Source organism: Novosphingobium sp. ERN07, from assembly GCF_012641335.1.
Taxonomy (GTDB): domain Bacteria; phylum Pseudomonadota; class Alphaproteobacteria; order Sphingomonadales; family Sphingomonadaceae; genus Novosphingobium.
Genome location: NZ_JABAID010000014.1, coordinates 49,522 through 68,287, shown reverse-complemented (window position 1 = coordinate 68,287; position 18,766 = coordinate 49,522). Strand labels below are relative to the sequence as shown.

Sequence of the window (18,766 nt, the reverse complement as noted above, 5' to 3'; positions counted from 1 at the left end):
CGGCTTGGCGATGAATGCTGACAGAAATGTCATTTCAAGTATTTTGTGGGCCCCGATCCAGGCGCTGCAATTGCTCACGGGTACGAAGAGCTTTCTCGACAATCCGTTTATCGGTTCGCAGCGGCTTAACCGGCGCGGGTTGCATGTGGCGCGGGTCCGGTTTGCAGATGCAATGGGCCGGTGGCGCAGGCGGCGTCTGGCGCGGCGGGTGCGGGCAGATTGGCGCGAAGCGTTTGATCGCGATGGCTTTGTAGCGATCCGTGATGTGGTGCCGCCGCAGGATTTTGCCGCGCTGCGCGAGGCGATCCTTGGCTACGAAGGGCCTGCGCGCGAGATGCGGCAGGGCGATGCGATTACCCGGCGTATGGCCATCGATCCGGCGATGCTGGCGGCCATCCCGGCGCTGAGACAATTGCTGGCGCGGCCTGATATCGTGGCGCTGCTGCACTATGTTGCGGGCTTTCGCACCACGCCGCTGCACTATGTGCAAACCATCGTCAGCCATGTCGATGGCAACGAGCCGGACCCGCAGGAGACGATTCACGCGGACAGCTTCCATTCATCGTTGAAATCGTGGCTTTTCCTGAATGACGTGGCGGCGGATGAAGGCCCGTTCACCTATGTGCGCGGATCGCACCGCTTCACGCCCGAACGGCTGGCGTGGGAGCATCAGCGCAGCCTTGCCGACCCCAAGGCGATAGACCGCCTTTCCGCGCGCGGATCGCCGCGCGTGAGCGCCGATGATCTGAAAGCGATGGACCTGCCCGAACCCGAAGGCCTTGCCGTGCCTGCGAACACGCTGGTGGTGGCCGATACAGTGGGCTTCCACGCACGCGGCCTTGCGGCCCGTCCCGGCGAGCGCGTGGAAATCTGGTCCTATTCGCGGCGCAATCCTTTCCTGCCGTGGCTTGGCGGCGATCTGCTGAGCCTGCCGGGCATAGCCGAACGCCGTATCGGCTGGGTCTGGGCACTGCGCGACCGGTTCGAGGCAAGGATTGGCCAGCCGTGGAAGCCAGTGGGGAAGAGACGGGCGGTTGGGTCATTGGACGAGGCGGGATAACCGCTGCCAAGACATGCCCTTCACGGGTTATTTACCATTTTCTTTATACCTTATCGGTCAGTTTCCTTATCACTGACCGTCGGCAGGGTGCCCGGTCGTTGACGTTGCAACGAGGGTCTTGTCCATGAAGATGGAAACGTGGAATGCCGCGCAGATCGACCGGGGCGTTTCGCTTGGGCTGCACGATATCGGCCCCGCGCCTGCGCTTTCGGTGGTTATCCCGTGCTATAACGAGGAAGCAAACCTCGATCTGCTGGTCGAAAGAACCACGGCGGCGTGCCGCAATGCGGTGGGCAACGATTTTGAGATTGTGCTGATCAACGATGGGTCGCGTGACAGGACGTGGCCAGTCATGGCCGATCATGCGGGCAAGAATCGCCGCATCGTGGCCGTGAACCTGTCTGCCAATTATGGGCATCAACTGGCCCTTTCGGCTGGCCTGCAGCTTTGCCGTGGCGACACAGTCATGGTGATGGATGCCGATCTGCAAGACCCGCCCGAACTGCTGCCGGCCTTTCTGGCCAAAATGGCCGAGGGGCATGATGTGGTCTATGGGCAGCGCGTGAGCCGCGCAGGCGAAACGGCGTTCAAGAAGGCTACGGCGAGTGTGTTCTATCGCCTGATGCAGCGGATGGTCGATGTGCCGATACCGCGTGATACCGGTGATTTCCGGGTGATGAGCCGCCGCGTGGTGGACCACCTCAATGCCATGCCGGAACGCTATCGGTTCATTCGCGGTATGGTGAGCCTTGTTGGCTTCAGTCAGGTTGCCCTGCCGTACGAGCGCGAGGCGCGGTTTGCGGGGGAAAGCAACTATCCCCTGAAGAAGATGATCGCGTTTGCACTGGATGCGATTACCAGCTTTTCCACCATACCGCTGCGGATCACGACCTATCTGGGGCTTATTGCCGGGGCGATGGGCCTTGTAACGCTGGGCTGGGTGTTCATTTCCTGGCTGCTCGGCATGGCGCTGACAGGCTGGACCAGTCTGGCGGGCCTGGTGCTGATCATTGGCAGCCTGCAACTGATGATGCTGGGCATCTTCGGGGAATATCTGGGCCGTATGTATATGGAGAGCAAGCGCCGCCCGCTGTTCATCATCGATGAAGTCAGGGCCGCATCGACCGGTATCGTAGCCGGTTCTCCGATTCCCGAAATGCAGATCATGAGGCAGGCGATCAATGGCTGAGTTCGATACGGTTGCCGAAAGCTATACCGACCAGCACGCCCGTTCGATCCGCTTGAGCGGCGAAAGCGTCGATTATTTTGCGCGCTACAAGATCGAGGATGCGCGACGTCTGGCTAAAAAGCGTGGCGTGCAGGTGCGCCGCATACTCGATTTCGGGTCGGGCATTGGCAATTCGCTGCAACCGATGCGCCAGCAGTTTCCCGATGCCGAGATCACCTGTCTGGACGTGTCCGAGCAATCGCTGGACCTTTGCCGGAGCAAAGGTGCCGAAGGTGCCGATTTCAGGACTTACGATGGGATAACCCTGCCGCCCGATCTGGGGGCGTTCGACCTGATTTTTACCGCTTGTGTGTTTCACCACATCCCTGAAGACGCGCATGTTTCGCTGTTGCGGCAATTGCGCGAACGGCTCCGTCCGGGCGGCTTCTTTATGCTGTTCGAACACAACCCGTGGAACCCCATGACGCGGCACGCGGTGAACAATTGTCCGTTCGACGAAAACGCCGTGCTGATTTCCGCGCCTGAGATGCAGCGGCGATTCAAGGCGGCGGGATTTGCTGATCCGCAGGTGAACTTCCGGGTGTTCTTTCCCGGCCCGCTAGCGGCGTTGCGCAAGTTCGAACCGGCGCTGGTACGTGTGCCGATTGGGGCGCAATATTTTGTCGCTGCTGCCTGATGCCGTTTGCTTTGGCCCGCTTTGCGCTGGTGGGCGTGATCAATACCGCTATCGGCTTTGCCCTGATCCTGCTGGGATTGCGGCTGGGGCTGGGTGACTACGCGGCAAACGCGCTTGGCTATGGGCTGGGGCTGGGGGTGTCCTATGCCCTGAACCGCAGTTGGACGTTCAAGGCGCGAAACGCGCCGTCGTGGGCGGAGTTCGGGCGGTTCGCGGCATCGTTTGCGATGGCTTATGGTGCCAATCTGGCGATATTGTGCATCGGTCGGGCAGCAGGCATGGCGGGGCAGCCGCTGCTGCACCTTGCGGGCCTTGGGCTGTATTCCGTGCTGTTCTATGTCCTTTCGCGCACGATTGTTTTTGGTGGGCAAGAGCAAGGCGCAAGGAACTGGCAAGGCCTTGTTGCGAAACGCGGGCCGGAGGCGATGCTGGTCGTCGCAGCGGCAGTGGCAGCGGCGGTGATGCATGGCATTCCGCTGACGCATGACGTGGTGTGGCAATTGTGGATCGCGCGCCAGATGGCAAATGGCGCGACGCTCTATCGCGATATCATGGAACTGAACCCGCCGCTGTGGTTCTGGTCAGCCGTGCCGTTGGAGTGGTTGGGCAGAGCGAGTGGCATTCCGGCGGGGCGTCTGCTGGTGCAGGCGGTGATTGCCGGGGCCACGCTTTCCGCGCTGGCGATCGGCAGGCTGGCTGAGCCTGAGCGACCGGTGCGGCGTGCTGCTGTTATGTTGTCAGCGTTCGCTTTCACCGTGGTGGTGCCGCTGTATGACTTCGGCCAGCGCGAGCAACTGGCGCTGATCTGTGCGCTTCCCTATGCCGGGCTTCTTGCCCGACGCCATGCGGGGGCTGATGTGCCGTGGCGCCTTGCGCTCGGCGTTGGTGTGGCTGCAGCTTATGGCTTTGCGCTCAAGCACTACTTCGCGGTCATTCCGCTGGCGTTGGAAGCGTGGCTGCTGCTGAAACGCGGGCGCGCGCAGTGGCGGCCGTTGCGGCCGGAAACGATTGTGCTGGCGGCAGGGGCAGTGACATATGCCGCAGCGGTGATGCTTTTTGCGCCGGATTTCCTGCGCACCATGCTGCCGATGGTCCGGGCGGCCTATCACGGATATGAGTCCGCATGGCCTGCCGTGCTGCTGCGGCCCTGGACGATCATCTGGGCGTGTCTGGCGATCTTTGTGCTGCTGGGCCGCAAGGAGGTGCGGGTGCCGGACGCGGCGCTGGTTTCGGCATTGCTGATCACGGCTGCAGGGTTTGTGTTGTCATACCTGTTGCAGCGCAAGGGGTGGCTCTATCACAGTGTGCCGGTGACGGGTTCGCTTTCGCTGGCGGCTGGCGTGCTGGCCCTGTCAGTTGGCGGGCGCAACCGGTTGCTGGCTGTGCTGGGCGTGGTGGTGATGGCCCTTCCGCTTTCGCTACCGCTGCGTACTGGTGTGTATCACAATCTGTTTCGCGAAGAGATCGATCCGGTGCTGGCAACCGTAACGCCCGGCGAAACAGTGTTCATCGCCGCGACCGATCCGATGTGGGGCTGGCCTACGGCTGAGGATCACGGGCTGGTGTTGCGATCGCGCTACTATGCCTATTGGATGCTGCCAGCCATTGCGCACGCGGAGATCGTCGGCCCTAACCGACCGGAGTTGCAGCGCATGGCGGTGCAGATCCGGCGCGAAGCTCTGGACGAACTGCGTTGTGGGCGGCCTGCGATGATCGTCTTCGAAAAGCGTCGCAACTATGCCTTGCAGCCTGCGGCGTTCGACGTGCAGCGGTTCTTCACCAGAAATGCGGAATTGCAGGCCTTTGTTGCCAGGCACTATGCGCAGATTCCTTCGGCAGGCTCTATCGCGGTCTATCGGCGGACGAAGGAAATCCCGGTCGCGCAGGGCGTGCCTTGCCCGCCGTTTTCCTGAGGCGGCGCGTGATGTCGGCCATTCAGAGCAAAGGCAAGGCATGGCTGCATAGGCACGCGGGGCTGATTGTGGCACTGCTCGCTGCCCTGACGAGCCTGCCGTTCATCGACACGGTGTGGCTGCTGGCCGACGAGGGAATTTGGCTTCATGCCGCGCAGCGGATGCTTCGTGGCCAAGTTTTGTATCGCGACTTCTTCGAGTTTCATCCGCCGGTTGGCTTCCTGCTGATTGCAGGGTGGCAGGAAATGTTCGGGCCATCGCTGGTGTCGGCAAGGGCGCTTATGGTGCTCGTTACGGCGATAACGGCGTGGTTCACATTTGCCTGCTGCCGCATCGCATCGGGCCGAGTGCGACTTTCGGCAAGCCTTACCCTGCTGTGGGTGATCGCAGGGCAAGGCATGTGGACGCAAGTGAACCACCACTGGTTCACCACGATGTTTTCGATGATTGCGCTATGGGGCGCGCTTTCAGCCGAGCGGCGGGGTGGGACCGCAATAGCCGGGATCGCGGCGAGCCTTGCCGCGCTGGTCACCACGCATCGCGGCGGGCTGGTGGTCGTGTCGATCTTTGCCGGATTGGTGCTGGACCGGCAGGCGCGGCGACTTCCTGTTTATATCATTGCAGGATTGGCGTGCGCTGCTGTGGTTCTGGGATACCTGCTTGCGAAAGGCACCGCGGTTGCCGCGTTCGAGCAGGTCGTGCTCTATGCCATGCAGCACTATTCCGGCATTCAGGCGGTGCCTTTTGGCGCATTTGCCAGCCTGCAGTTCCTCCCGGCTTTGGCGCTTTATCCATTGATCGCGGTCTTGCTGGCGGCCAGTTTGTGGCAAGATTGGCGGCAGGTGCTGGCGCAGCGGCAAGTGGCTACGCTTTGCCTGTTTGCTCTTGCTGGCCTTGTCGGCAGTTTCCCGCGCCCTGATGCCGTGCATATCGCCTTTGCCGCAGCACTGGCACTGCCGCTGCTGGCCGCACTGCTGGCGATGGCGCTGCGCGCCGGACGATCACCTTTGGTCGTCGCGGTCATGGCCATTCTGGCTTTTGCGATGACTGCGTTGCCGTGGGTGCGGGCAGTGCAGGCTGCACATGCTGCTCCGCAGGTGGCGAGTGCCGCAGGCATCATCAAGGTTCTTCCGCGCAATGGTACGGGGCCGCTGATTGCCCACCTGAGCGCCATGCCGAGCGCGCAGAAGGTGTTCTTCTACCCCTATGATCCTGTGCTGCCGTTTCTGACCGGAAAGACCCATCCTGCGCGGATCGATATCCTTGTGCCTGAATATTCGACGCCAGAGCAGTATCGCGATACTTGCGCCGAAATCATGCGGTCGGCGGATTGGGTGGTCGTGGATCACAAGATCAGTACCCCCGCGTTCTACCGTGCGGTGTTTCCCGCGATGCGCAATCCTTCGCCACCGGAAAAGCGCGTCTTTGAAAAGGCGATCTTCGAAGGGTTCAGTGTCGAGCAACGCATGGGTGATTTCCTCCTGCTCCGTCGCGAGAAGCCCGTTACCGGCGCTTGCAACGCGATATCAGGATAGACGCACCACACTCCGCGCGGTCGTAAAACCCAAAAGGGTGGGGAGACCTTAAAAAGGGTTGTAATGATATCTTGTAACCTTTTAGCCTTGCCGCTATCAGCCCCGGCAAGCCCGCTGTGCTGCTGCACGCGGCATGATGGTTTCCGAAAGGACAGGATTTCATGCGTTTGTTTGCTTTGCTAACCGGGTCTGCCCTTGGCGTGGTGGCTTTGGCACCGATGGCTTTTGCTGGGGAAGCCGATGCGCAAACTGGTGCGAAGGTGGGGGATGGGCATAGTTTGCCGTCCACCGAGATCGTCGTTTCCGCACCCTATCAGCGGGACCGGCAGGTCGTGGCGACGGCCGTTACCGTGCTGCAGGGTGATGACCTGCAGCTTGAGCAGCGGTCGACCATTGGCGAGACGCTGGCCCGTCAGCCAGGGGTTTCGGCCACGTTCTTTGGTCCCAATGCCTCGCGCCCGATCCTGCGCGGACTGGATGCCGAACGGGTGCGCGTGCTGACCGACGGGATTGGCAGTTTCGACGTGTCGAACACTTCGGTCGACCATGCGGTTGCGGTCAATCCGCTGCTGGCGGATCGGATCGAAATCCTGCGCGGCCCGGCGGCGCTGCTCTATGGTTCGGGGGCGATCGGCGGCGTGGTGAACATGCGCGATTTGCGCATTCCGCTGGAAGTGCCCGATGCGGCCGCGCATGTGGATGCGGTGGCGGGGCTGGCCTCGGCAGCGGAAGAGCGCAATGTGGCGGCATCGGTGAACGCGCCGCTGGGTGGCGGTTTCGTGGCGCATCTGGATGGCAGCTTCTTCGAATCGGGCGATTATCGCACGGGCGGCTATGTGTTCAGCGAACACTTGCGCGAGGAAGCAGCCGAAGAAGGCGGTGAGGTGGCCGAAGATGCGCAGGCACGCGGGCGGCTGGAAAACACGGCGGCGCGGCGGTGGGATGTTGCGGGCGGCTTGGGCTGGATTGGCCAGAACGGCGCAAATTTCGGCTTTGCGGTAAGCCATCTGGAAAACCGCTATGGCATTCCGAATAGCCTTGATGTGGGGCATGAAGACCACGACGAAGCCGCCGAGACAGAGGAAGAAGCGGGCCACGGGCACGAATCGGACATCACGCTGAACATGCGCCAGACCCGCGTCGATGTGCGCGGGGCTGTGCCGCTGGACGGGGCGTTCAAGGAACTGAAGCTGCGCGGCGGCTGGGCCAATTATCGCCATGACGAGATTGAAGCGACCGGCGAGATCGGCACGAGCTTTTTCAACAAGAGCTGGGAAGCGCGCGCCGAACTGGTGCAGGCGGCGCAAGGGCGATGGCAGGGGGCAAGCGGCGTCCAGTATTTCAGCCGCAATTTCAACGCGGTCGGCGAAGAGGCCTATATTCCCGCCAACGAGACGCGGCAGTTGGGCCTGTTCACGTTGCAGGAGTTCGATCTGGGCGTGGCGCGGCTGGAGGCGGGCGCGCGGTATGAACATACCAATGTGAAATCCGATGTGATCGGGCGCGAGCGGACATTCGATTCGCTGTCTGTATCGTTGGGCGGTTCGGTGGATCTGGGCGGTGGCTTCCGGCTGGCGTTGAGCGGGGCGCGCAGCGAGCGTGCGCCTGCGGCCGAGGAACTGTTTGCCAACGGTGCCCATGCCGCGACGCGCGCGGTGGAAATCGGCAATCCCGATTTCCGCAAGGAACGCCAACTTGGCGCAGAAGCGGTGCTGCGCGGGCGCGGCGCGGGCTGGCGGGTGGAGCTTTCGGGCTTCATCAACCGGTTCGACAACTACATCTTCCTCAGCCCGACCGGGGCAGAGGCGGACGAACTGCCGGTGTTCCAGTACAATCAGGCCGATGCGCGGTTCTATGGCTTCGAGGCCGAAGGCGCGGTGACGCTGGCGCAACTGGGCGACACGCGCGTGGAATTGACGGGCCTCGTCGATTACACCCGCGCCGATGTGCTGGGCGGTGGCGGCGGGCCGGTGCCGCGCATTCCGCCGCTGCGCTTTCTTGGCGGGGTTGAGGCCAGCGGCGGCGTGATCGGCGGGCGCGTGGAAGTGGAGCAAGCCACCGCGCAGCGCCGCATTACCACGTTCGAAACGGAAACGCCGGGCTGGACGATGGTCAATGCCAGCGTTTCATGGAAGCCGTTCGGCATGGATGCGCAGACCACGCTGGTGTTGCAGGCCAACAATATCTTCGATGTGGAAGCGCGCCGCCACACCAGCTTCCTGAAGGACGTGGCCCCGCTGTTCGGGCGCGATTTCCGGTTGAGCGTGCGCTTCGGGTTCTGATCCGAACGGTTCACTTCGCATAAAGCTGGCCGCGCGCAGGTTTCGTGCGGTCAGGGACGGTGAGGTGATCTTATGGCGAAAGCATGGTTGGCCGGGCTGCTGGGCGTGGCGGTCCTTTCTGTCGGCATGGCGCAAGCGCAACCCGGTGAGCGGCTGCGCGAACGGATTGCCAAGCGCATGGAACAGCGCGCGCAGGGCGAGGGCCAGCAGCGCCGCGCTCCGGGGGCGCAGACGCTGAGCTATGGCAGCGATCCGGCGCAAGTGCTGGACCTGTGGGTGCCCAAGGGCGCAAAGAACGCTCCGCTGGTGCTCTATGTCCACGGCGGCGGGTGGAAGCGCGGGAGCAAGGACACCGCGATGGGCAATGCCCTGCCGGGGCATCTGGTGGGGCAGGGCTACGCCTTCGCGTCGATCAACTACCGGCTGGTGCCCGAAGCCACGGTGGAGCAGCAGGCAAGCGATGTGGCGCAGGCGCTGGCTTTCGTGCTGGCGCGGACGGAGAAGCTGGGGATCGACCGCAGCAAGGTCGTCATCACCGGGCACAGCGCGGGGGCGCATCTGGTCGCGCTGGTGGGCACGGACGAGCAATTTCTGCGCAAGGCGGGGCTATCGTTTGCCGATGTGGACGGCGTGATGCCCAACGATGGCGCGGCTTATGATGTGCCCAAGCAGATGGCGCAATCGGGCCGGTTCATGATGGACACGTACAAGCAGGCTTTTGGCAGCGATCCGGCGCGGCAGAAGGCGCTTTCGCCTGTGTTCCACGCCGCCGCGCCCAACGCACCCCGCTTCCTGCTGTTGCACGTGCAGCGTGAGGATGGCGTGGCGCAGGCGCAGGAACTCGGTGCGGCGCTGAAGAAGGCGGGTGTGAGCGTGGAGTTCGGCAGCTTTCCGGGCAAGGGCTTGCAGGGCCATGCCGAGATCAACCGCAAGCTGGGGGAGCCGGATTATCCGGCGACGCCGGTGATGGATGCCTGGTTGAAGGGGGTGTTTGGGGGGTGAGACAAAATCCTCCCGGTTTTTGCGAAGCACAAATGGGGAGGGGACCGCGAGCGAAGCTGGTGGTGGAGGGGTAGGAAGCCCCTCCGTCATTCGCTGCCGCGAATGCCACCTCCCCGTTTGTGCTTCGGAAAAACAGGGAGGATTGAGGTGGTAAAGTTAAACCTTCGCTGGCCCGCCATTCCTCAACACATGCGTACACCCCAACGCCTCTGCGTTGTCCGCCTCCGTCAAAGCCGCAACCGTGCGCCAACCTATCGAACGCAGCCGCGCCGCATCATCGCGGTCATGCCCGAGCGGCAGGAACACGCGGTCTTCGGCTGGTTCGCTGGCGGAGAGGAGGTCGATCAGGGCGTCGGGGTAGAGCGAGAAGCCGGTGGCGGCTTCGTCCTGACCGTTGCCCGCAATGCGATAGGTGCCACCGCGACCGACTGGGCCGCGTGCGCCTTCGGCGTAGAGGGTGAAGCCGAACCAGGTCTGGTATTCGAAGCCGTGGCGCTCGCTGGGGTCCAGCGTCAACCGGGCCGCGCCGTTCAGGCTGGCGGCGATCTGCTTGAGCGCGGCGATGCGGCTGGCCAGCGCCCCGCCCGCATCAATGGCGGCCAGCTTTGCGATGGCGCTGTCGAATTCCCCGGTGGCGTAGAGCAGGGGGACGTAGGCTTCGCCGCCGACATCGCGCAGGCCGCCTGCGTCCTTGGTATCGAGTTCGCGGCGCACGGCTTCGATCTGGCCGGGTTCGAGCGGGAAGGCCTTGGCGGCCAGCGTATCGACCAGATCGGGCAGGGTGAAATCGACGCTGACGCCGCGCGCGCCTGCCGCCTGCAGCGCCTCGACGGCGATGAAGACGATCTCCGTGGCGGCGGCAAGGTTGTCTGCGCCGATCAGTTCAGCACCGCATTGCAGCTTTTCGCGCGCGGGATTCAAGCCGTCGCTCTTGATCGTCAGGACCTGCCCTGCATACATCAGGCGCAAGGGGCGCGCGGCTTCGGCAAGGCGCGTCTGTGCGATGCGGCCGATCTGCGGGGTGTGGTCTGACCGCAGGCCCATCATCCGCAAGCTCGACGGATCGGTGAAGCGGAACATGCGTCGGCTCTGTATGCCTGCCATGCGCGCGGCGAGGCTCTTTTCGAACTCGATCATCGGCGGCAGCACGCGGTCATAGCCGTGGCCGTGCATCACGTCCTGAAGGCTGCGCATCACGCGCGTGGTGGTCGCCGCCTCGGCAGGCAGGCGGTCTTCGAGGCCTTCGGGCAGGAGGCTGGAATCGACGTCGGTCATGGGTGTGGCGCTTAGCCGCAAGGTCGCCCAAAAGCAAAGGGCGGGCGCATTGCTGCACCCGCCCTTCGTTTTGCGTTCTGTTGGGGTCAGGCGAACTTGAGCGCCTTGACCACGCGCACGCCCTGCAGTTCGCCAGCCTGCTTGAGCACGTCCTGCGGAACCGGGTTGTCGAGCGAGAGCAGCAGCACGGCTTCGCCACCGGCTTCGCGGCGGCCGAGGTGGAAGGTGCCGATGTTGATGCTGTTTTCGCCCAGCAGCGTACCGATGCGACCGATGAAGCCCGGTGCGTCGGAGTTGACGATGTAGAGCATGTCGCCATCGAGATCGGCCTCGATGCCGATGCCGAAGATCTCGACCAGGCGCGGCTGGCCGTTGCCGAACAGCGTGCCCGCGACCGAGCGTTCGCCTTGGCTGGTGCTGACGGTGACGCGGACGAGGGTGCGGTATTCGCCTTCGCGATCATGGCGCACTTCGCGCACGTCAAGCCCGCGTTCCTTGGCGAGGAAAGGTGCGTTGACCATGTTCACAGTCTGCGAATACTGCTTCATCAGACCGGCGAGGACGGCAGCGGTGATCGGCTTCTGGTTGAGCTGCGCGGCGGCACCTTCAACTTCGATGGCGATCTTGGTCAGGTTGTCGTGCGCGAGCTGGCCGACGAGGCTGCCCAGCTTTTCCGCCAGCGCCATGTAGGGCTTCAGCTTCGGCGCTTCTTCTGCTGAGAGCGAAGGCATGTTGAGCGCGTTGGTGACGCCGCCGGTGACGAGGTAATCGGCCATCTGTTCGGCCACCTGCAGCGCGACGTTAACCTGTGCTTCGTTGGTCGACGCGCCAAGGTGCGGGGTGCAGATGAAGTTGGGCGTGCCGAACAGCGGCGATGCCTTGGCGGGTTCGGTTTCGAACACGTCGAGCGCGGCACCGGCCACTTGGCCCGAATCCAGCGCATCCTTGAGCGCGGCTTCATCGATCAGACCGCCACGCGCGCAGTTGACGATGCGCACGCCCTTCTTGGTCTTGGCGAGGTTTTCGCGGCTGAGGATGTTGCGGGTCTGGTCGGTCAGCGGGGTGTGCAGGGTGATGAAATCAGCCTTGGCCAGCAGCGTTTCCAGATCGGCCTTTTCCACGCCCATTTCGATGGCGCGTTCGGGCGTGAGGAACGGATCGAAAGCCACGACCTTCATCTTGAGGCCGAGCGCGCGCGACGCGACGATGGAGCCAATGTTGCCAGCGCCGATCAGGCCCAGCGTCTTGCCGGTCACTTCAACGCCCATGAAGCCGTTCTTCGGCCACAGGCCAGCCTGCGTCTGTGCGTTGGCTTCGGGGATCTGGCGGGCAAGCGCGAAGATCATGGCGATGGCGTGTTCGGCGGTGGTGATCGAGTTGCCAAACGGGGTGTTCATCACCACGACGCCCTGCGCCGAGGCAGCCGGAATATCCACGTTGTCGACGCCGATACCCGCGCGGCCAATGACCTTGAGGTTGGTGGCCGCGGCAAGGATTTCCTTGGTCACCTTGGTCGACGAACGGATGGCGAGGCCATCGTATTCACCGATGCGGGCGATCAGTTGTTCCGGGGTTTCGCCGGTGATCACGTCAACGTCGCAGCCCATTTCGGTGAAGATGCGGGCGGCGTTGGGGTCCATCTTGTCGGAGATGAGAACTTTGGGCTTGGTCATATCAATATCCTCGTCATTCCCGCGAAAGCGGGAATCCAGTCCCGGCGTCGCGTTGGGGCGTGAGGTTGAAACTGGATCCCCGCCTTCGCGGGGATGACGAACTAGGGTGGTGTGACGATTGTCGAGGTAGCGCTGTGCCGAGGGAGGCCCCCGCTTTCGCGGGGGCGCAATCTCGGAAAATCAGGCCGCGGCCAGTTCGGCCTTGGTCGCCGCGTAGGCCCAGTCGAGCCACGGACCGAGGTCTTCGATGTCCTCGACGTTTACGGTCGCGCCGCACCAGATGCGCAGGCCCGCAGGGGCATCGCGGTAACCGGCGATGTCGTAGGCTGCGCCTTGCTTTTCGAGGAGGGCTGCGAACTTCTTGATGAAGTCGGCATCTGCGCCTTCGACCGAGAGGCAGACCGAGGTCTTCGACCGGGTCGCTTCGTCAGCGGCGAGGTGCGAGAGCCATGAGCGTTCTTCCACGATCTTGTTCAGCGCTGCCGCATTGGCATCGCTGCGCGCCTGAAGACCCTTCAGACCGCCAAGGCCCTTTGCCCATTCCAGCGCGAAGATGGCATCTTCGACGGCGAGCATCGACGGGGTGTTGATGGTTTCACCCTTGAACACGCCTTCGGCCAGCTTGCCCTTGGATACAAGGCGGAACACCTTGGGCAGGGGCCAAGCAGGGGTGTAGGTTTCAAGCCGTTCGACCGCGCGGGGGCCGAGGATCAGCACGCCGTGGCCGCCTTCGCCGCCCAGAACCTTCTGCCACGAGAAGGTGGCAACGTCGATCTTCGACCAGTCGATATCGTAGGCGAAGACTGCCGAGGTCGCGTCGGCAAAACTCAGGCCTTCGCGGTCTGCCGGGATGAAATCGGCGTTCGGAACGCGCGCGCCCGATGTGGTGCCGTTCCAAGTGAAGAGCACGTCGTTCGACCAGTCAATCGCGTTCAGATCGGGGATCTGGCCATAGTCGGCGCGCAGGATCGTGGGATCGAGCTTGAGCTGCTTGGCCGCATCGGTGACCCAACCTTCACCGAACGATTCCCAGGCAAGCGCGGTGACGGGGCGAGCGCCGAGCATCGTCCACATCGCCATTTCGAAAGCGCCGGTGTCAGACCCCGGAACGATACCGATGCGGTGCGTATCGGGCAGTTGCAGCACTTCGCGCATCAGGTCGATGCTGTACTGAAGGCGCGACTTGCCGATCTTGGCGCGGTGTGACCGGCCGAGCGATTCGGTGTTCAGTTTTTCGGGGGAGTATCCGGGCGGCTTGGCGCAGGGACCGGACGAGAAATAGGGGCGCGCAGGCTTGCGAGCCGGAATCGTAGCAGACATGTAGTCTCTCCTTACAGAGAGCACGCGCGGCGTTGGGACCGCGTGGCCCGTCGGCCGCTCTAGTGGCGCGGGCCGATATGTCAAATGATGTTTGGGGCTACTTACCCAAAGTATCAGCCAGCATCGCCGCCGTTCTTGGTCCCGACCAATCATGCGCGCCGATCATGCGCCAGACTTCCTTGCCGTCCTTGTCGTAAAGCACGGTCGTTGGCAGCATTCCGGTTTCGTAGAAGAAGCCGAGGTTGTTTTCAGGATCGAGCCACGGTTCAAGCTGCGCGAACTTCTTTTCGGCATAGAACGGGGAGACCTTGGCCGCGCCGTCGATGTCCTGCGACACGGTGAGGACGCGCAATTTGCCCGCATTGTCCGCCGCCAGCTTGTCCAGCATGGGCATTTCCAGCACGCAGGGGCCGCACCATGTGGCCCAGAGGTTCACCAGAACCGGCGTGCCTTTGAGGTCTGTCAGCTTCAGCGTCTTGCCCGAAGGATCGGTCACGCTGAAGTCCGGCATGGCCTTTCCGCGATTGGCAATGTCGAGCGTGCCGTTGAATTCGCCCTTCGGTGCGCTTTCCGATGCCGTAGCGGCGGTCTTCGGTTGCGAGTCGGGCGCGGCTTGCCTATCGCACCCCGCTGCGGCAAGCGCCGCCATGAGCAGCAGCAATTTGGGCGAACGGACGAATATGAGCGGCAATTCAGGCTCCAACCAGATGTGGGGCGGGCGCTTCGCAGGCGGTCCCTCGGCGATCATGCGCGAGATTAACGCCTCGATTCCCTTCGACAAGGCGCTGTGGCGGCAAGATATCGCCGCGTCAAAGGCTCATGTGGACATGCTGGGCGCGCAAGGCATCGTTTCAGCAGACGATGCCGCGCTGATTGCGGGCGGGCTGGATCAGGTTGCGGCGGAGTATGAAGCGAACGGGGTGCCCGAAAACTGGGATCTCGAAGACATTCACATGACCACCGAAAGCCGCCTTGCCGAACTGATCGGCCCGGCGGCAGGCCGCCTGCACACCGCGCGCAGCCGCAACGATCAGGTCGCCACCGACTTCCGCCTGTGGGTGCGCGATGCGATGGATCAGGCCGAACTGGGCCTGAAGCAGTTGCAGGTGGCGCTGGTGGGCCGCGCGGGCGAACATGCAGGGTCGATCATGCCCGGCTTCACGCATTTACAGACCGCGCAGCCGGTGACGCTGGGGCATCACCTGATGGCCTATTACGAGATGATCGGGCGGGACCGTTCGCGCTTTGCCGATGCGCGGGTGCGGATGAACCGCTGCCCGCTGGGTTCGGCGGCGCTGGCCGGAACCGGCTTTCCCATCGACCGCTTCCGCACGGCAGAGGCGTTGGGCTTTGACGGGCCAACCGACAACAGCCTCGATTCGGTGTCCGACCGCGATTTCGCACTCGATTACCTGATGGCCGCCGCGCAATGCTCGCTGCACCTTTCGCGGCTGGCCGAGGAGTTCATCATCTGGGCGAGCCAGCCTTTCGGCTTCGTGACGCTGCCCGATAGCCTTTCGACCGGCAGCAGCATCATGCCGCAGAAGAAGAATCCCGACGCTGCCGAACTGGTGCGCGGCCATTCAGGCCGGATCGTGGGCTGCCTGACCGCGCTGATGATCACGATGAAGGGCCTGCCGCTGGCCTATTCGAAGGACATGCAGGACGACAAGCCACCGGTGTTCGAAGCGGCCAGCCTGCTCGCTCTGTCCATCGCCGCGATGACCGGCATGGTGGCCGAGGCGAAGTGCCGCACGGACCGGATGCGCGCTGCTGCCGAGCTTGGCTATGCCACGGCGACCGACCTTGCCGACTGGCTGGTGCGGCAGGCCAACATTCCGTTCCGCGAGGCACACCACATCACCGGCAGTGCGGTGAAGCTGGCCGAATCGCGCGGGATCGCGCTGGATCAGCTTTCGATCGAAGACCTGACGGCCATCGACGCGCGGATCGACGATCGGGTCTATGCCGCGCTTTCGGTTGAAGCGAGCGTGGCGGCGCGATGCAGTCATGGCGGAACCGCGCCGGACGAGGTAAGGAAGCGCGTGGCCGAAGCGCGCGTCGCGCTGGGTCTGGAGGAATAGGCTTGAACGCCAGACGCACATCTTTGATGGTCGGTCTTGCCGCGCTTGCCTTGGCGGGCTGTGGCAACCGGGCCGAACTGAAGCTGGCACCCGATCAGACGCCGCCGCCGATCCCTTATGGGCGCGAGGTGCAACCGGGCGCTGACGATCTGCTCAAACCTCCCGCGCAGGCAGTCCCTGCGCGCAATGTCGAGCCGCGTCGCCGCTCGCAGGATCGTGAAGACGATCCTTTTGATCTGCCACCCGAAGGCTGAGTTTTTCCGATGGACCATTTTGAACTGAACAACGGCGTGCTGCACGCCGAGAACGTGCCCCTGCCGCTGATCGCGGCTGAAGTTGGCACCCCTGTCTATGTCTATTCGCGCGCCACGCTGACGCGCCATGCCCGCGTGTTCCGCGATGCGTTGGGCGTGCTGCGCAATGCGAAGATCGCCTTTGCGGTGAAGTCCAACCCGAACCTGTCGGTGCTGAAGGTGCTGGCCGCAGAGGGTTATGGCGCGGACGTGGTTTCGGGCGGGGAGATGGAGCGCGCGCTGGCCGCTGGCATGGCGCCCGATGGCATCGTGTTTTCGGGCGTGGGCAAGACCGCCGCTGAAATGCGCCGGGGGATTGAGGCCGGGATCGGGCAGTTCAACCTCGAAAGCGAGGAAGAAGGGCTGGAACTGGCCGAGATCGCCGCGTCGATGGGCAAGGTGGCCTCTGCCGCGCTGCGCGTGAACCCCGATGTTGACGCCGGAACGCACGGCAAGATTTCCACGGGCAAGGCCGAAAACAAGTTCGGCGTTCCGTTTGACCGGGCAGCCGCCATCTATGCGCGGCTGGCGGGCACGCCGGGGCTGAACATGCGCGGCCTTACGCTGCACATCGGCAGCCAGCTTTCGAAGCTGGAGCCGCTGGAAGCCGCTTTCACCAAGGTGGGCGGGCTGATGGAAGAGATCCGCGCGGCGGGCTACACCGTCACGCACATGGACCTCGGCGGCGGGATTGGCGTGCCGTACAAGACGGGCGAAGTGTTCCCGCAGCCAGAGGAATACGCCGCGATGGTTGCGCGCGTGACCGGCAACTGGGGCGTGACGCTGATGTTCGAACCGGGCCGCGTGATCACCGGCAACACCGGCGTGCTGGTGACGGAAGTGATCCGCGTGAAGGACGGGGCGAGCAATCCGTGGGTCGTGGTCGATGCCGCGATGAACGATCTGGCGCGCCCTGCGCTTTACGATGCGTGGCACGATTTCGTGGCCGTGGAGCCGAAGGGCGAGACGTTCACCGCCAACATCGTCGGCCCGATCTGCGAAAGTTCCGATACCTTCGCAATGGCGCGCACCATCGACAAGGTGGAGCGCGGCGATCTTGCGGTGTTCCGCACCGCTGGGGCCTATGGCGCGACGATGGCCAACACCTACAATTCGCGCCCCCTCGTGCCCGAAGTGATGGTGGATGGCGACAATTGGGCCGTGGTGGCTGACCGCATCGATCCCGCCACGATTCTGGCGGCAGAGCGCGTGCCGGAGTGGTTGGCCTGATGCGATCTGGCGCAAAGATGCTTCGACAAGCTCAGCATGAGCGGGGTTGGGAGAGCGAATTTACGCGACCTCCGCTCGTCCTGACCCTGTCGAAGGACGCTGGCGCAATGCCATGACGCTGCACAGCCTCCCCCTCTTCCACCGCATCGCGGGCCAGCCGGTGATCCTGCTGGGCGAGGGGGACGCGGCTGCGGCCAAGCAGCGGCTGATCGAACGCGCGGGCGGGGTGATCTACCGCGATATCACCGCCGGGATCGACGACGGCGCGCGCCTCGCCTTCATCGCGCACGACAACCCCGACATGGCGCAGGGCGATGCGATCCGGCTGCGCTGTGCGGGGCTGCTGGTCAACGTGGTCGACCGGCCAGAGCTGTGTGATTTTACCACGCCTTCGATTTTGGACCGCGACCCTGTGCTGATCGCGGTGGGCACGGGCGGAGCCTCGGCAGGGCTGGCGAAGATCCTGCGTTTGCGGCTGGAACGGCTGCTGCCGCAAGGGCTGGGTGCGCTGGCGCGCGCGCTGGAAGAGGCGCGTGAGGGGATGCGCAAGCGCTGGGCGTCGGTTGCGGATCGTAGGCGGGCGCTGGACGCGGCGCTGGACGAGGGCGGGGACCTCGACCTGTTTCGGGCGGGGAGCGAGGCGAAGGTAGCCGACTGGCTGGCCGCCGGCGCAGAAGGGCAGTCCGGGCGGTTCGAGATCGTGCTGACTTCAAACGATCCCGAAGACCTGACGCTACGCGCGGCGCGGCTGCTGGGGCAGGCGGATGTCGTGGTGCATGATGCCGGGGTAGCGCCGGAGATTCTGGCGCGTGCGCGGGCAGATGCGGTGCGAGTGCTGGCGGGGGGGGCGGTGCCTGAGGGCGGGATTGTGGTAGAATTGCGGACGCGGTGACGCCGCTTTTTGGGCATCCGTATCATTGCAGGCGTTTGGAAAGGGGTCGGCACTAATGGAAATCGTCGCAACCAAGATGGCGCGACTGCGCGATGAAGAACTGGTGCGCATTGCTTTCGGAGGCGATGCAGAAGGTTTTGAAGAAGATTACGTGGATGCGGCTCGTTCGGAGCTTGAGCGGCGGGGGGTCGCGCCGCGAGAGATTTCTGATCTTCGGGAGGAGTTGGTCGAACTCAAGATTGAAGAAGACCTAAGGCCAGTGAGCCACTGGGAACAGCCGGTAGGGTTTTGTTCTTTCTGTTCGGCGCGCTTTGGTTAACTTGGCTTGCGACTGTTGCCCTA

The 18,766-nt window shown here is 63.6% G+C and carries 16 protein-coding genes; 12 read left to right on the top strand and 4 right to left on the bottom strand.

Annotation, left to right across the window (positions count from 1 at the left end; genetic code table 11):
- Positions 1–10: 10 nt before the first annotated feature.
- The 7 genes from HGI47_RS16445 to HGI47_RS16415 all read left to right on the top strand — a co-directional run bounded on the left by HGI47_RS16445 (position 11) and on the right by HGI47_RS16415 (position 9,657).
- Positions 11–1,060, top strand: coding sequence for a phytanoyl-CoA dioxygenase family protein (locus HGI47_RS16445; RefSeq protein ID WP_168853860.1), 1,050 nt, complete (start codon positions 11–13; stop codon positions 1,058–1,060).
- Between the two features lie 124 nt (positions 1,061–1,184).
- A complete protein-coding gene (locus HGI47_RS16440) occupies positions 1,185–2,249 on the top strand; it encodes a glycosyltransferase family 2 protein (RefSeq protein ID WP_240950241.1) in 1,065 nt (354 codons plus the stop codon).
- Complete coding sequence (locus HGI47_RS16435; protein WP_168853859.1) at positions 2,242–2,925, top strand: class I SAM-dependent methyltransferase; 684 nt, start codon at positions 2,242–2,244, stop codon at positions 2,923–2,925. The genes HGI47_RS16440 and HGI47_RS16435 overlap by 8 nt, the downstream gene beginning before the upstream one ends.
- Positions 2,925–4,838 carry a GtrA family protein gene (locus tag HGI47_RS16430; protein ID WP_168853858.1) on the top strand — a complete coding sequence of 638 codons (1,914 nt, stop codon included), beginning with the start codon at positions 2,925–2,927 and terminating at the stop codon, positions 4,836–4,838. The genes HGI47_RS16435 and HGI47_RS16430 overlap by 1 nt, the downstream gene beginning before the upstream one ends.
- A gap of 11 nt (positions 4,839–4,849) precedes the next feature.
- The gene (locus tag HGI47_RS16425) at positions 4,850–6,373 is read left to right on the top strand and encodes a glycosyltransferase family 39 protein (RefSeq protein ID WP_168853857.1); all 1,524 of its coding nucleotides are present in this window, start codon (positions 4,850–4,852) and stop codon (positions 6,371–6,373) included.
- A gap of 161 nt (positions 6,374–6,534) precedes the next feature.
- On the top strand, positions 6,535–8,655 hold the full coding sequence (locus HGI47_RS16420; protein WP_168853856.1) for a TonB-dependent receptor: 2,121 nt from the start codon (positions 6,535–6,537) through the stop codon (positions 8,653–8,655).
- Positions 8,656–8,727: 72 nt separating this feature from the next.
- Complete coding sequence (locus tag HGI47_RS16415; RefSeq protein ID WP_168853855.1) at positions 8,728–9,657, top strand: alpha/beta hydrolase; 930 nt, start codon at positions 8,728–8,730, stop codon at positions 9,655–9,657.
- Between the two features lie 156 nt (positions 9,658–9,813).
- Here the strand turns inward: HGI47_RS16415 and HGI47_RS16410 are convergent, their stop codons facing one another.
- The 4 genes from HGI47_RS16410 to HGI47_RS16395 form a co-directional block, all read right to left on the bottom strand.
- A complete protein-coding gene (locus tag HGI47_RS16410; protein WP_168853854.1) occupies positions 9,814–10,932 on the bottom strand; it encodes an ATP phosphoribosyltransferase regulatory subunit in 1,119 nt (372 codons plus the stop codon).
- Between the two features lie 86 nt (positions 10,933–11,018).
- The gene (serA, locus tag HGI47_RS16405; protein WP_168853853.1) at positions 11,019–12,605 is read right to left on the bottom strand and encodes a phosphoglycerate dehydrogenase; all 1,587 of its coding nucleotides are present in this window, start codon (positions 12,603–12,605) and stop codon (positions 11,019–11,021) included.
- 180 nt (positions 12,606–12,785) lie between these two features.
- Entirely contained in the window at positions 12,786–13,925 is a 1,140-nt protein-coding gene (locus HGI47_RS16400; protein WP_168853852.1) for a phosphoserine transaminase, read from the bottom strand.
- Between the two features lie 97 nt (positions 13,926–14,022).
- Positions 14,023–14,586 (bottom strand): TlpA family protein disulfide reductase, encoded by a 564-nt coding sequence (locus tag HGI47_RS16395; RefSeq protein ID WP_370521774.1) that lies wholly within the window; start codon positions 14,584–14,586, stop codon positions 14,023–14,025.
- A 19-nt stretch (positions 14,587–14,605) separates the two neighbouring features.
- On the opposite strand from HGI47_RS16395, the gene argH reads away from it, so the two are divergent.
- From argH to HGI47_RS16370, 5 genes are all read left to right on the top strand, one after another.
- Positions 14,606–16,009: an argininosuccinate lyase gene (argH, locus tag HGI47_RS16390; protein WP_168853881.1), complete on the top strand. Its 1,404-nt coding sequence runs from the start codon at positions 14,606–14,608 to the stop codon at positions 16,007–16,009.
- 2 nt (positions 16,010–16,011) lie between these two features.
- On the top strand, positions 16,012–16,263 hold the full coding sequence (locus HGI47_RS16385) for a hypothetical protein (RefSeq protein ID WP_370521773.1): 252 nt from the start codon (positions 16,012–16,014) through the stop codon (positions 16,261–16,263).
- 9 nt (positions 16,264–16,272) lie between these two features.
- Complete coding sequence (gene lysA, locus HGI47_RS16380) at positions 16,273–17,532, top strand: diaminopimelate decarboxylase (RefSeq protein WP_168853851.1); 1,260 nt, start codon at positions 16,273–16,275, stop codon at positions 17,530–17,532.
- A 112-nt stretch (positions 17,533–17,644) separates the two neighbouring features.
- The gene (locus HGI47_RS16375) at positions 17,645–18,424 is read left to right on the top strand and encodes a bifunctional precorrin-2 dehydrogenase/sirohydrochlorin ferrochelatase (protein WP_168853850.1); all 780 of its coding nucleotides are present in this window, start codon (positions 17,645–17,647) and stop codon (positions 18,422–18,424) included.
- Between the two features lie 55 nt (positions 18,425–18,479).
- The gene (locus HGI47_RS16370) at positions 18,480–18,743 is read left to right on the top strand and encodes a hypothetical protein (RefSeq protein WP_168853849.1); all 264 of its coding nucleotides are present in this window, start codon (positions 18,480–18,482) and stop codon (positions 18,741–18,743) included.
- Positions 18,744–18,766 lie beyond the last annotated feature (23 nt).